The sequence below is a fragment of the Microcoleus sp. BR0-C5 genome, from assembly GCF_036705045.1.
Classification (GTDB): domain Bacteria; phylum Cyanobacteriota; class Cyanobacteriia; order Cyanobacteriales; family Microcoleaceae; genus Microcoleus.
On the sequence record NZ_JAUBTR010000015.1, the window covers coordinates 103,617 to 116,918 of the forward strand.

The 13,302-nt window shown below is 46.8% G+C and carries 13 protein-coding genes; 6 read left to right on the forward strand and 7 right to left on the reverse strand.

The features are described from left to right. The first annotated feature begins 129 nt into the window (after positions 1-129). Complete coding sequence (surE, locus tag QUB08_RS10135; RefSeq protein ID WP_333224625.1) at positions 130-936, forward strand: 5'/3'-nucleotidase SurE; 807 nt, start codon at positions 130-132, stop codon at positions 934-936. Between the two features lie 127 nt (positions 937-1,063). Next, complete coding sequence (locus tag QUB08_RS10140; protein WP_333070462.1) at positions 1,064-1,462, forward strand: hypothetical protein; 399 nt, start codon at positions 1,064-1,066, stop codon at positions 1,460-1,462. A 564-nt stretch (positions 1,463-2,026) separates the two neighbouring features. On the opposite strand, the gene QUB08_RS10145 is transcribed toward QUB08_RS10140, so the two are convergent. Both QUB08_RS10145 and QUB08_RS10150 read right to left on the reverse strand, forming a co-directional pair. Further along, on the reverse strand, positions 2,027-3,247 hold the full coding sequence (locus tag QUB08_RS10145) for an LL-diaminopimelate aminotransferase (protein ID WP_333224626.1): 1,221 nt from the start codon (positions 3,245-3,247) through the stop codon (positions 2,027-2,029). Between the two features lie 195 nt (positions 3,248-3,442). After that, a complete protein-coding gene (locus QUB08_RS10150; RefSeq protein ID WP_190740071.1) occupies positions 3,443-3,769 on the reverse strand; it encodes a thioredoxin domain-containing protein in 327 nt (108 codons plus the stop codon). A gap of 144 nt (positions 3,770-3,913) precedes the next feature. Here QUB08_RS10150 and QUB08_RS10155 point away from each other — a divergent pair, with 144 nt between their 5' ends. Then, entirely contained in the window at positions 3,914-4,666 is a 753-nt protein-coding gene (locus tag QUB08_RS10155) for a biotin/lipoate A/B protein ligase family protein (RefSeq protein ID WP_333224627.1), read from the forward strand. 546 nt (positions 4,667-5,212) lie between these two features. Here the strand turns inward: QUB08_RS10155 and QUB08_RS10160 are convergent. The 4 genes from QUB08_RS10160 to psaK all read right to left on the reverse strand — a co-directional run bounded on the left by QUB08_RS10160 (position 5,213) and on the right by psaK (position 9,731). Continuing rightward, positions 5,213-5,998, reverse strand: a complete 786-nt coding sequence (locus tag QUB08_RS10160; protein ID WP_333224628.1) for a DUF928 domain-containing protein — start codon at positions 5,996-5,998, stop codon at positions 5,213-5,215. A 38-nt stretch (positions 5,999-6,036) separates the two neighbouring features. After that, a complete protein-coding gene (locus tag QUB08_RS10165) occupies positions 6,037-7,986 on the reverse strand; it encodes an adenylate/guanylate cyclase domain-containing protein (protein ID WP_333224629.1) in 1,950 nt (649 codons plus the stop codon). An 81-nt stretch (positions 7,987-8,067) separates the two neighbouring features. Continuing rightward, a complete protein-coding gene (locus QUB08_RS10170; protein WP_333224630.1) occupies positions 8,068-9,264 on the reverse strand; it encodes a site-2 protease family protein in 1,197 nt (398 codons plus the stop codon). A gap of 182 nt (positions 9,265-9,446) precedes the next feature. After that, the gene (psaK, locus tag QUB08_RS10175; RefSeq protein WP_333070476.1) at positions 9,447-9,731 is read right to left on the reverse strand and encodes a photosystem I reaction center subunit PsaK; all 285 of its coding nucleotides are present in this window, start codon (positions 9,729-9,731) and stop codon (positions 9,447-9,449) included. 133 nt (positions 9,732-9,864) lie between these two features. Between psaK and QUB08_RS10180 the strand changes: the two genes are divergently transcribed. Next, positions 9,865-10,512, forward strand: a complete 648-nt coding sequence (locus tag QUB08_RS10180) for a phosphoribosylanthranilate isomerase (protein WP_333224631.1) — start codon at positions 9,865-9,867, stop codon at positions 10,510-10,512. Positions 10,513-10,644: 132 nt separating this feature from the next. Here the strand turns inward: QUB08_RS10180 and QUB08_RS10185 are convergent, their stop codons facing one another. Continuing rightward, the gene (locus QUB08_RS10185) at positions 10,645-10,959 is read right to left on the reverse strand and encodes an acylphosphatase (protein ID WP_333224632.1); all 315 of its coding nucleotides are present in this window, start codon (positions 10,957-10,959) and stop codon (positions 10,645-10,647) included. 59 nt (positions 10,960-11,018) lie between these two features. Here QUB08_RS10185 and QUB08_RS10190 point away from each other — a divergent pair, with 59 nt between their 5' ends. Both QUB08_RS10190 and QUB08_RS10195 read left to right on the forward strand, forming a co-directional pair. Beyond that, complete coding sequence (locus QUB08_RS10190; protein ID WP_333224633.1) at positions 11,019-11,570, forward strand: CPBP family glutamic-type intramembrane protease; 552 nt, start codon at positions 11,019-11,021, stop codon at positions 11,568-11,570. Between the two features lie 45 nt (positions 11,571-11,615). Beyond that, entirely contained in the window at positions 11,616-12,947 is a 1,332-nt protein-coding gene (locus QUB08_RS10195) for a HEAT repeat domain-containing protein (RefSeq protein ID WP_333224634.1), read from the forward strand. The last annotated feature ends 355 nt before the right edge of the window (positions 12,948-13,302 follow it).

Below are 13,302 nucleotides of genomic sequence, written 5' to 3' on the forward strand. Positions count from 1 at the left end.
TGTTGATTTTAGATTTTAGATTTTAGATTTTCGGCAGTTACGGATAATTTGTAATAGGTAATTCGATGTTAGAGCGATCGCCGTAGTTGAATCTAGTTTAAGATTGCTATAAGGCCTATAAAAATTTCAATGAAACTTTTAATTAGCAACGACGACGGCATCTTTGCACAAGGCATCCGTAGCCTCGCCAACGCTCTCGCCGCCGCTGGCCACGATGTGAGTGTAGTTTGTCCCGACAGAGAGCGCTCCGCTACCGGCCACGGCCTCACCCTGCACCAACCCATCCGCGCCGAAATTGTCGAATCTATTTTTGAGCCAGGAGTCCAAGCTTGGGCCTGTTCGGGTACTCCCGCCGACTGCGTGAAACTTGCTTTGTGGGCTTTACTTGACAAACCGCCGGATTTTGTCCTTTCCGGTATCAATCACGGGCCCAATTTAGGCACGGATATCATCTGTTCGGGTACGGTTTCGGCAGCAATGGAAGGAATTATGGAAGGCATTCCCAGCATTGCTTTCAGCCTCGCGAGCTTTACTTCGCAGGAATTTGGGCCGGCGGTGGATTTTGCTGTCAGCTTGCTGTCACAGTTGGAAAAACAGCCAATGGCGAAACCGATGCTGTTGAATGTCAACATACCGGCAGTCACACAAGCAGAAATTACCGGAGTTGCGATCGCCCGTCAAGGCATTCGCCGCTATTTCGACATATTTCAAAAGCGCACAGATCCGCGCGGCAAAACTTATTATTGGCTGGCTGGCGAATTGTTAGAAGATGTAGAAGAAATCGCCGATTCGGCGGTGCCACATGATATTCCTACAGACGTACAAGCTATTCGCGACAACAGAATAACCGTAACTCCTTTGCAATATAATCTCACCTGTGCTCCCGACTTGCACTCGCTGCGGGATTGGCAATTTGAAGGTTTTCCCAAGCAGTGAGCTCCGATCGACCCGATCGGAGCGGTAAACTAGGAATTAAGGAAAAGTGCCTCTCAAGGTCTATACCTTTGGCGTTAACACAGGCTCCCAATTACTTGTTAGTTTTTTTTACTCAAGAAAAACAGTTATGAACGCTCCCACCTATAACACTCATTCTGTCACTTGCCCGATCTGCAACCGTTCCAGCGTCGTAGGCCCAGTCGGGATGGTCAGTGGACTATTCACTTGTCCCCACTGCCATTCTCATATGGTAATTAGCTGGAGCGGTCATTTTGTGCGCGATCCTTTTAGTCTCAAACAACTGACGGTAGGAAAGATGCTCAGGCGCGAGAGCAGACCCTTAGCTCGCCTTCAGCGGGACTTTGGACTGGGTAAGCCTTTTCCGCTGATTGCTATTTTGGGCAGTGTGGTCTTTTTCGGGTGTGCGCTCGCGGCTACGGAACAATCGCTACCCCGACAGAATTCACTTCAAGGATTTTTAGAGTGGGTGAGCGGAACTGGTAATTCCCAAGATGTCTCACGTTAACATTTCTTAAAAGAAATTGTGACAGATACTGCGTGCAAATATCTATTCCTTTAGGTAGAAATCACACTATTTTAGCCATTGCATCCATCTTAAGCTACGGGTAAGCGCTTAGACGCCGTGCCCTTCTTCCTGTGCCCAAAAACGTCAAAACCCCAGTCCGGCAGGGGTTTTAACCCCTGTAGGGAAAGCGCCGTGCCCGTAGGTGTCAACTTAACGTGCAACCGATAGTCCGACAGTCCGACAGGGGTTGAAACCCCTGCCTCAAAGCTAAAGTCGTCTGAAGACGACTAAGGAATGAGAATTAAATAACTTCCACTCTTGAAAGTGGGATGGGCGTCCCGCCCGTCCTTTTTGGACGGGCGGGACGCCCATCCCACAATAACAATTAAAATTGTAAGTTATTTAATTCGCGATCCTAATGAGTTTTTCAGTCCTCTTTGAGAGGGCTTTAGCTATAAGCCCTGTGGAAGATCATTCCCTGGGGAAAAGTGCCGGGTGAGCGGGAGGACTGGCGGACTAAAAGCTTAAGTTGACACACCTACGGCGCTCGCCGTAGGCGTGTACTCAATTTAGAAACTCAGCAATTTTTCTAACTGCTGTTTCCAAAATTGCTGGCGACTCGACTAAGGCAAATCGCACGTAGCCTTCTCCTGATTTCCCGAAACCGGCACCAGGGGAAGCTGCGACTCCTGTACTCTGTACTAGCTGAGTGCAAAATTTCACGGAATCTTGGGCCCAAGGTTCCGGCAGTTTCGCCCAGACGTACATGGTGGCGGGGGGTACGGGTACTTGCCAGCCGATGCCGCTAAGCGCGTTTACAAAGGCATCCCGCCGTTTTCTGAAGGTTTCTACGCTGCTTTTGACGGTATCTTGAGGGCCGGTTAATGCGGAGATCGCTCCGTTTAAAATCCCTCGGTATTGGTTGAAGTCCACTGCTGCTTTTACCTGTCGCAGGGCTGCAATTAGTTCGGCATTGCCGATCGCATATCCGACTCGAAAACCTCCCATACTGTAGGATTTGGATAGTGTAAAAAACTCGATCGCCACACTCTTATCTCGATCCGCCTGAAATATTGACGGTGCCATCAATTTGCGGTTTTCCTCGATCCCAGAGGGCGGGCACGGGGGCACCGCCCCTACGGAATCGTCAAATACCAAATCTACATAAGGGAAATCGTGAACTAAAACCAGCCGATGTTCCCGACAAAAAGCCACGGCTTTCTCAAAAAAAGCAACCGGGGCGATCGCAGTTGTAGGATTGTGAGGATAGCTCAAAACCATCATCTTCGACTCAGCCAGCACTGCTGTCGGAATATCTTCAAATATCGGCAAAAACGCATTTTCTGCTAATATCGGCATCGGATAAATTTGACCGCCGGCCAAATGCACACCGCCCGCGTGGGAAGGATAGCCCGGATCGAGCAACAAAGCAAAATCTCCAGGGTTGAGTACAGCTAAAGGCATATGCGCTGTGCCTTCTTGGGAACCAATTAAGGGCAGCACTTCTGTTTCTGGATTGACTGCAATCCCAAATTTTTGCTCGTACCAAATAGCTGCTGCTTCCCGAAAATCTCTTGTGCCGTTAAATAGCAAATAGCCGTGAGTGCTGGTGTCGGACAGAGAATGTGCGATCGCATCTGTAATATGAGCAGCCGCCGGCAAATCCGAAGAGCCCAGAGACAAGTCAATCACATTTTGTCCCGCTGCTCTAGCTTGAGTTTTTGCCCGATCCATATCGGCAAATACATTAAATTGCAGTGGTTCTAAACGTTTAGCAAATTGCATATTTTCTATATTTTTGGGAGATTTTAATGACTATTTTTATATTAGCTAAATTATTTTTTTTTACTAACCGCAGAGAGCGCAGAGGGCGCAGAGCCAGATAGGAATATTGAGGATAAAAGAGAGATGTTGAAAAAATATTTGCGATTTCTATAGTTGTAAGTTGGGAGTTGGAAACTCCCGAATCATTTCCAAACTTTATAAGTGAGCGTCGAGCAAACCGACCAAAGTTTGTTTAGTAATGGCTCCCTCGTGAGACAGCACTACTTCGGCATTTTTAAACAGCCGGAGAGCTGGGACTCCTTCTACTTTATACTGCTTGACAGTATTAGGATTGGGGTCAATTTCCATTTTAACCACTTTCAGCCGATCGCTGTAGTTGGCCGCAACCCAGTCTATCGAAGGCGCGATCAGTTTGCAAGGCCCGCACCAAGTAGCCCAAAAATAGGCAAGCACTGGTTGCTCAGCTTTCAGGACTTCTGTTTCAAATTTTTCGTCGTTAATGACAATTACACTGTTGCTCATGGTTCTGCGATTATTTTTTCTATTTATTTCTAAAGCACCGGCGGGCGTGAAACTTGCACCAACTTAGAAGACAGGCCCAAAAAACTGTTACTAATTTTAAAACATTCTGCGAATTATTGAGTAGAAACTAAGGACTCGCGACTGATGGCTAATTCTGTATGGCGTTTAATTCCACTGTTGTCGGTGTCTGGTAGCGTGCAGATGGCGATCGACCAATGGCTACTGGAACAGCATCTAGCGGGCAAACTTCCGCCAACTCTGCGATTTTACACTTGGCAACCGACGGCGATTTCCTTGGGCTACCACCAGCGCCGATGGCCGGAGTTTTGGCAGCAGTTGTCTTGGCGGGGAATGCCTGTGGATTTGGTGAGGAGGCCCAGCGGCGGGCGCGCCGTGCTGCATCAAGGGGATTTAACTTATGCAGTTGTGGCGTCGGGGTTTGGAAGCAGCCGTATGAAAGCTTATCAGACTATTTGCGAGTTTTTGATTGAGGGTTGGAGGGCGATGGGTTTGGATTTGCACTATGGGGAAGCTGGAAGGGGTTATATTCACAATCCGAATTGTTTTGGTACTGCGACGGGTGCGGATTTAGTTACCGCTGATGGCTGCAAGTTAATTGGTAGCGCGCAATTGCGACGGGGTGATGCTATTTTGCAGCATGGTTCGATGCGTTTGCAGCCGGATGTTAAATTATTTTCTCAAGTGTTTGGGGAGCAATTAATTCCTGTGCAATTACCTCTATCTGAAGGGGGAGATGATTTGATTGCCACTGTAATTGATGTTTTGAGTGGGGCGGCTTGTGGCTGTTTTGGGATGGAGTTGGAGGTGCAGCCCCTTTCGGATCGGGAATGGCAGGATATTTTGGAATTAACCAGTAATAAGCTGTTTCACATTTAACCTCCATATTTGGGGGCGGGGTTTACTGCCACCTTTTCGGAACAGCCAAGATGGCCGTTCCACAAGAGCTTTCTGGGATAATTATTGTGGGGTATACCGCCTTTTGGGAACAGCCAAGATGGCCGTTCCACAATAAAAATTATTTGTTGTGGAACGACCATCTTGGCTGTTACTGATACAAGTTAAAAACTTGTACACTTCTTTTTAGTGAACAAACCTGACGGTCAACTGAGTACAGTTAGACCGCAGGCTTCTTTTTCCTTTTTTTTCTCATGCTTTTTATAGTGAGGTAGTTCCACCCCCACTTGCTAATATAGTATCAGAGTATTTCCCGAGCATCTTGGGGTATAAAAGAATAATTGTCGGTTTCGGTACCGAAACCCGACGAGCCTTTCATCACGCGGGCGTAATTCCCAACGGGGTACGGGGCCGAGCGCTCTGATTAATCCCCTCTAAATATACGCCCGGGACTTCCCTGCTGGTAGTTAAAAGTCTTCTGGCCCGTTGCTATAACGCCAAAAAAGTTAAATTTAAATGCAGTATAGCTTATGGCTGTGGCTGAGTTTGAACGATCGGCTCTTTGGCAACTTCGCCCAATTTCACAGAATCCAGCAAGCTTTCCCAATCAGCCTTGAACGTTGTATCATTAGGCTGATCGCGACGAGCGGCAGCTAGGGTGCTGAGGGCATCTTGCCAAATCCCATTTTCAGCATAAATAACGGTTTTCTGGCGCGGATCTGCCTGATCTAATTGACGGCGGATATCTGCACTGAGTTCAACTCGCCGTACAGTACCGCTTTCGATCTGATCTGCCGATCGGTCTTGAGAGTCGCAAATCACTGTAAAATTCCAAGTGTAACTTTTGCCTACTTCCAAGGGCGGCACATTTTGGTTAGCGGGGATACTAACGCCGATTACCCCTGATAAATTGCTAATTGTGAGAGCCTGTTTATAAATCTCCTTGCCGCTTTGATCTTGTAGGATAAATTCTGCTGATTCGGCCTCTGTTTGAGGCAAGTAGAAAAAGAACGTTGGATAGTCGGAAACAGTCCGTCCCATCTTATTTGTAGGCACTAAGGCTGTGAGACCTAGCTGACTAATGCTGGCGCAGCCACCGCGCACAGGCCGTCCCGGTTGAGTGGGGGGCCGGTCATCTATATCTTCAGTAGGCTGAATGAAGCGCGGCCCTCCGGGTATAGGGTTGGGTGGGCGGTCAGGTGTGTTTATGTTGGGCTGTCCCACAACTGGAAATTGAGAAATGTTAAGTGTGGCGATCGATACTATTGAGCCAACTGATATCAGATTGATCAGAAACTTAGTAATTGTTTTCACATTAACTCCATGAATTTGTAGGGAGAGATTCTCTCTTTTTATTTCTTTTTCCTTCCCAAAATCCGGTAGACATTAACTTTTTGTTCCCTGCCTCTTAACGGTAAAGCTCCCCAAGATTCTACCTCAAATTTGTCTGCCAAATGCAGAAATGTTTCTTCTGCAATCAATATCCGGCAAGTGTCCTCTTGCCGATCCTTTTCGCAGCTTTCCAGGCGAGAGGCAATATTTACGCTGTCGCCGATAACTCCATATTCTAAACGAGTTGTGCCTCCCAGACTACCCACCATAACAGGCCCTGTAAAGATACCTACTCGCATTTTTACGGTCGGTAAACCGCGTGTGAGCCAATTTTGATTCATTTCTGGCAAGCGGGAACTGATGGCTAAAGCGCAAGATACGGCAAGGCGAGCATCTTCTGCAATTTCTTCTGCAGTGGTGCGGGGAATGGGTACGCCAAATACTGCCAGCATTCCATCTCCGGTAAATTTATTAATCACGCCTTGATGTGCTTGGACTTCTTGGGCCATTGCTGATAAATACTCATTTAACCAACTCATTACCACTTCTGGTGGTAGTTTTTCGGAGATTGTACTAAAACCCTGCACGTCGGTGAGGACGATCGTAGCAGTAACTTTTTGACCTGGCAATAACCCTGATTCGAGCAGATGGACGCGCTCTTTCCACAAGGCATTTGCGATCGCGGGTGAAGTTTGTTGTCCTAATAATTTCATCACAATCCCTTGCTGTTGTCTCGACTGCTCGTATTTATAGGTAACTGCGACTCCTGCGGTGATTAAAAGGGCAAGGGCTGGAGCAATTAGAGGTATCCACCCCTGTTGTAGGAAGAGGAAAAAGGTGAATCCGAATAATGAGCCGCAAGCTACGATCGCACTTCCCATCAAATTCAGCGATTTTTCTAGCCGCCAAGCTAAACAGCCGCCCACTGCACTCCACACACCGATCCAGAGAATTTCTTGCCCTTCGTCCCAATACCAAAATAGCCCTTGGCCGTCTAAAACTGCACTGAGAATTTGGCTGGTGGCAGTTGCATGAATTAATACCCCAGGCGTCGGGATATTACCGTTTTTAGTAGCGCTGTAAGGGGTAGAAAAAATATCTTTTACAGTTGGGGCTGTCACCCCGATTAAGACTATTTTACCTTTTACAAGTTTGTGGTCAACTTTGCCCTCCAAAACTTGAGTTATGGTCACGGTTTCTGCTATCTTTTTAGGAGAGCGGTAATTGAGCAATATTTGATAGCCTTGGGCAGGAATGTTTTGATAACCTCCTGAGTTTGAGCGCAACTTTGAAAATACTGTTTTATCTACTAAAAATTCATTGTTTTCTGTACCTTTAGATTCTATTTTTTTGCTATCAAAATATGCAAAAGCCAGCCTGGAGGGAAATGAATAAAACGTGTTTTTACCATCGCCAATAGACATCACATTACGACGCACTATACCATCTGGATCGAGATACAAATCGTTAAATCCTACCCGCTGGTCGGGTATGTTGGGAGGTGCCTGCACTCGATCGTACTTTAAGGAGCCGATGAAGGTAATGGGAAAGACTTTGGGGTTTTTCAGTTGAGTGGCTAATTCTGCACTCCCCGGTTCGTAGGGAATATCACGAATTATATCCAGGCCAATAGCTGTGGGTTCCAAACGCGCTATTTCGGCGATCGCTTTTGCTAAAACGCGATCGGAAATTGGCCATCTGTTTAAAGCACTAATGTCCCGATCCGTGACTTCAACTATCAGCAACCTGGGGTCAGGGCCCCGATCTGGCCGCAACTGCACCATGAGGTCGTAAGCATTTAATTCTAGTGGCTGCAACCCGCCTAAATGCCGCACTCCCAATAGAGTTCCGGTCACGACAATCCAGATAATAGCAAGAGGCTGCCAGTCAGGGAAGGGGAAGAAATAAGTTAAGTGTTTTCCACGTCCATCTGCCAATTTCTGATAAATTCTATTAAAGAATTTGGGCATAAAATTTTTTGTTTTAACCCTCATTGACAAAGTTTGCTACATCTTAACTTATCGCTGATGCCCCTTACCGATGCCCAATTTTTAGTTTTCTTGTGCGGTTTTCGCGATCGCACTTAATTGCAATCCCTGCGGATAGCTGTTTTCTTCTTTGCTGCGCTTGATGTCGGCGATTGAAATCTGGGGTTTGAGGTATGTTGCCAAAACTTTAACCACGTCGCCCCGATCGATTGTCCCCGCTACTGAACCAATCGGCGAGAGGACGATGATTCGGGGGAGTTGACGGGCTTCCATGCTGTTAATTACTTCTGCGATGGATGCTTTTTCCGAGACTGTGGGGGTTTTTCCCAGGGGTTTCAAAATGTTGTGCAAAGTCTGAACTTGCCACTGACTGCGTTCTGTGAAGCGGATATCGTCGATCGACACTAAGCCCAAATCGCGGCCGTTGGTCGCAGCAATGTAAAATGGAAACGGATTGACTTCTAACAAATAGCGATCGGCAAATTCTCGCAGAGTCAAATCTGCATCTACAACTCGAAAATCGCGGCTCATCGCATCGCTGGCTTTAATTTTAACCAAGGCTTCTTGCAGTGAAGTCAATCTGCTATAAGCAGTGGCATTGCGAATACCAAACCAGCCGATCAGCGCCATCCACAAGCCGCCGTACTCCCGCGCTAAAAAGCATAAACTCAGACCCAAAGCAACAGCCAGCCAACCTAAAACTTGTCCTGTTTTTGCCGCCCAGCGAACGCCTGCAAATCGAGAGCCGGTGATTTTCCAAATTGCTGCTTTTAAAACTTGTCCTCCATCCAAAGGCAGACCGGGAATTAAGTTAAATAATCCCAAAACGAGATTGATTAGTGCTACCCTTTCAGTGACAATTGCTAGCAAACTTTTCGGGGGAAGAACTTGAGAACCCAAACCGAGGATTAAAAACAGCGCAAAGCTAACGAGAGGGCCGGCAATAGCTACTTGAAAAGCTTGACCGGGAGTTTTTGATTCCGAGTTGATCGAAGCTACTCCGCCAAATAAGAATAAGGTAATAGAATTAACTTTAATGCCTTGCGATATCGCCGCCAAGCTGTGTCCGAGTTCGTGCAAGAGCACCGAAGCAAACAGTAGCAGAGCTATTGCTAACCCGGCACTCCAGGAGAGCGCATGCCCCCACAGGCGATAACTGCTGGCGTATTCGCGGGTTGCTAAGGCTAAAATTATAAACCACGAATAATCTATAACTAGGGGGATGCCAAATAAAGAGCCGATTCGCCAACCTGTCTGCATGAAGTTTCCTGGGAAAGGAGAGCAAGAAAGAGTTTCTATTATAGCAATCCTAAATGAGTCGTAAACTTTTTACCCCACCCCAACCCTCAGAGCGGGTTCGGGGAGGGAGTAAGAAATTCACAAATGATGCGAGGATTGCTATATATCTTTTCTTCCCCTTGCCTTTGCCTTTCCCCTGATTTTTACAGAACTCCGGCGTTACCCAAGCCCAAGATTACTCCGGCTCCGAGCAAGTGGCCGAAGCTGGCTGTTGCCAGCAATTCTGGTACGCCGAAGCCTTTGAACATTCCAGGGAGTGCAACGGGTAAAGCTGGGCCCTTGCCTCGGTTTTGCTTGGAGATGCCGTAGTAGCCGATCGTGATCGCCAGCAAATTGCATAAAATCATTGTCAGTCCTACCAGTGGCGACCACTCCGGTGTTGAGGGTGCGGTAGATTGTACGGCCAACAACAAAGATGAGTTAATCATGTTCTTATCTCCTGATTTCACAGATATATTGAGTTCCAAGATTATAAAAAGCGTTTTGCATTAAACTAAGATTTGTTTTAATAGTTAACAATTCGTTTATATTTTGATACAAATTCGGAAGGGAGGAGTCGGAGTGCGGGTTAAAATTTGCGGAATCACTAAATTAGACCAAGGAATTGCGATCGCCCGCTTGGGAGCCCAGGCTTTGGGGTTTATCTGTGTGCCGGCTTCCCCCCGCTATGTCAGCCCAGAAACAATTCGCCTGATTGTCGAGCAGTTGCCGGAAAATGTCGATCGCATCGGCGTTTTTGCCAACACCACAATAGAAAATATCTGTCAAGTAGCGGCAGAGTCAAATTTAAGCGGGGTGCAGTTGCATGGAGATGAAACAGCGGAATATTGCGATCGACTGCGGGAGTTTTTGCCGGGAATTGAAATTATCAAAGCCCTGAGAGTTAAGACTCCTGAAACTTTAGCCACCGCTGCTGTTTATGCTGTTCGTGTCGATACTTTACTGCTGGATGCTTACCATCCAGGGCAATTGGGCGGTACTGGTAAAACGATCGACTGGATGATGTTATCAGAGTTTAGACCGCCGTGTCCTTGGCTGCTGGCGGGCGGTTTAACACCCGATAATATTTTAAATGCAATTGATAGTGCGATCTGCAATAACTTCAGCGGTGTTGACCTGTCTAGTGGCGTAGAAATAGCGCCGGGAGATAAAGATTTGACCAAAGTTACTCAGTTGTTTGCTAAATTAAGTCAACTTGCTAATCATTGATAATTGGCAATACGAAATTCGCGCTTTTTATGCGATTCATTCTTTAGTCTGCGTGGGCGAAGTCTGCCTAACCTACGGCAGACTTCATTTGTATAGTGGCAGTTTCAACCGCAGATTATTCCCTTTATTATGTTATCGCCGGATCTCAAAAGTACGCGCTGCGGAGCTATCGCCAAGGGAATCGCCCTCCGGGTATTCGTATTCCAAAACCAACTCACTAACCGTAGCACCGCTGGGGCCGCGGCGGCACCAACTAATCATTCCTTCCACAGCTTTTTTGGAGCCTTCAAAGACAGCCTCGACGCGCCCATCGGGGAGATTTCTCACCCAGCCGCCCAGGCCGAAATACTTTGCTTGATTCCTCGTGGAATATCGGAATCCTACTCCTTGAACTAATCCCGAAACAAAAACGCGGACTCTGACGGGCGGCAATGATTGGTTTTGCATAATAAACGGCTCAACTTACTGCTAACATCTGTTTGAAAATTTTAAGGATCAGTTTGATTATGTTAAATTTTAGCGCGATGGTGCTGCCGGGATTCCTGATACGCCGCGTCACCCTGGCTTTTTCAACTATTCCCGATTTCACCGATTGGCTGGTTGCAGCTATGCTCGCGCTGGTTTACACTTCGATCGCTCTTTCTGTGGGTTTTTGGTCGGGATTTCTGAAAGTAGACGTGCAAACCTCTCGGCGTACAATTGTGGGAGTGCTTCTTGGCTGTTTGTTAAGTCCGGGCATCACCGAGGAATTATTGTTCCGGGTGTTAATGCTGCCGCACCCGTTTGAGAAGGCTTCTGGGTTAATGCTGTGGTATTGGGGATGCGCGAGTTTGGCGGTTTTTGTAGTTTACCACCCGCTGAACGCGCTGACTTTTTACCCGGTTGGTCGATCGAGCTTTATGAATCCAGTATTTTTGCTACTGGCGGCAATTTTGGGAGTTGCGTGCTCCCTCGCATACCTGCAAAGCGGTTCTATCTGGCCTGCGGTGGCGGTTCACTGGCTAGCAGTGACAGCCTGGCTGTTGCTACTGGGCGGTTACAGGAGGCTGTATGGTTAAATGTAAAAAGTCCAGCATCACTATTTTGTCGGGAGGATCTCAGTTGTGGGTATCATAGGAGCGATCGTAGGTTTTTTGGCAGGGATAGCAGTTGCTTACTGGTTAGTAGAAAAGCGCTTAAACAAGCAAAAACAAGAATACTTGCAGCAAACTCGCAGAATTACTGAGGAAATAGAATTAGCTCAGATGTCTCGGGTGCAACAAGCTGTCGAATCTCAGAAAGGAGAACGGGAAAATCAGCTTAGAAAAGCTACTATCGAACACGAAAATTTACTCAGACAAGTTACTACCCAATACGAAAACCAGCTCAAACAAGTTGCGGCTCAATATGAAAATCAGCTCCAACAAGTTTTGGCAGAACGCGACAGTCAGCTCCAACAAGTTCATGCAGAACGCGACAGTCAGCTCCAACAAGTTGTCAGCGCACACGAGCCTGAGCTGCGGCGACAAATCAGCGAGGAATTAGAAGCCGCTAACAATGCTAGGATGCAGCAAAATATCCAATCTTTGCAAGCAGAACACGAACATCATTTACTTAGAGTTGCTGACGAATTGCATCTAAATTATCAAGCTCAGATGGAGCAACATTTGCAAAACCTGCAAAATGAACACGAAATTCGCTTGAGGCAAACTGCCGAGGAATATGAGAACCGCGAGGTTGAGATGCAGTTAAATATGGAGGCTTTGCAAGAGCAATACGAGAGTCAGTTGCAAGCGGCTCACGAGCAGTTGAGAGACCACGAAGCTCAGATGCAAGCTACTATCAGGTCTTTGCAAGAGCAGTACGAGAGTAATGTACAACAACAAGAAGTCTCCGATCAGCAGTTTAGTCAGTTAAATTCAACAGAATTTCCCGAAGGTTTCTCACAAGAAGAAGTTTGGCAGGAAGTGTCAACTGAGTTAAATAAAACAGAAGTTGAAGAGTTAAATTACACAGATTTTTCCGAACCACAATCAATTGATTTACATCAACCCGAAGTCGAACAACAGCTTCCTATTGCCAGACAAGCACCAAGCTATTCCCTGCCACAGTTGATGGGATGTGTTCAAAGTCAGGACAAAGAAACCCGCAAGTTTGCAGCGTCTGCTTTAGGTAAAATGGCGGCTGCTAATGCTCTGAGATCCGAAGGTCAGCGAGCAATAGAAACCTTGGGAAAATTAGCTCAAGATATTCACCCGGAGGTGCGCGAAGCTGCTGTGGAAGCACTAGCAATGATTAAGTCGGAAAAAGTGATTCCGCTGCTACAAAAAGCTTTGCGAGATATAGATAGCGGTGTGGCTAAATCGGCCAGTGCTGCGCTCAATAAGTTTAAGTTTTATCCGAGAACTCCGGCGGCTAAGCCGAAAACTGTTGATCTGAAGAAACCAAAGCGTTAAGCATTTACGAGGATAAATATAGCAATTGTAAATTGCTTACAACACAGTAGGGAGACAACATTGTGGTGTCCTTACCGAGGTGCTATATTTCACTCCATTTCAATTACTACCACAAACTGTGGAGGTTGGGTTGAGGAAAGAAATCAAACTCAATTATTCGATCTACAATTCGCCCAATTCTTAGCAGAGATAGCAGATACCCCGCTGTTTAAAACCGTAGGCTGAAACCTTTTTTAGCAACTGGCGATTGAAATCGCTTCTTGTATCTTCACGCATCCTGTAGATACTGTCTTGACCTGTCAAGGGGTAGCAGTCAAATAATTGGGGTCGAAAGGCTTTTGGGACTTTAAAATCC

Excerpts from the sequence above, each read along its gene's own strand:
- surE (WP_333224625.1), top strand. The coding sequence starts at position 130 with ATGAAACTTTTAATTAGCAACGACGACGGCATCTTTGCACAAGGCATC.
- QUB08_RS10140 (WP_333070462.1), top strand. The coding sequence starts at position 1,064 with ATGAACGCTCCCACCTATAACACTCATTCTGTCACTTGCCCGATCTGC.
- QUB08_RS10145 (WP_333224626.1), bottom strand. The coding sequence starts at position 3,247 with ATGCAATTTGCTAAACGTTTAGAACCACTGCAATTTAATGTATTTGCC.
- QUB08_RS10150 (WP_190740071.1), bottom strand. The coding sequence starts at position 3,769 with ATGAGCAACAGTGTAATTGTCATTAACGACGAAAAATTTGAAACAGAA.
- QUB08_RS10155 (WP_333224627.1), top strand. The coding sequence starts at position 3,914 with ATGGCTAATTCTGTATGGCGTTTAATTCCACTGTTGTCGGTGTCTGGT.
- QUB08_RS10165 (WP_333224629.1), bottom strand. The coding sequence starts at position 7,986 with ATGCCCAAATTCTTTAATAGAATTTATCAGAAATTGGCAGATGGACGT.
- QUB08_RS10170 (WP_333224630.1), bottom strand. The coding sequence starts at position 9,264 with ATGCAGACAGGTTGGCGAATCGGCTCTTTATTTGGCATCCCCCTAGTT.
- psaK (WP_333070476.1), bottom strand. The coding sequence starts at position 9,731 with ATGATTAACTCATCTTTGTTGTTGGCCGTACAATCTACCGCACCCTCA.
- QUB08_RS10185 (WP_333224632.1), bottom strand. The coding sequence starts at position 10,959 with ATGCAAAACCAATCATTGCCGCCCGTCAGAGTCCGCGTTTTTGTTTCG.
- QUB08_RS10190 (WP_333224633.1), top strand. The coding sequence starts at position 11,019 with ATGTTAAATTTTAGCGCGATGGTGCTGCCGGGATTCCTGATACGCCGC.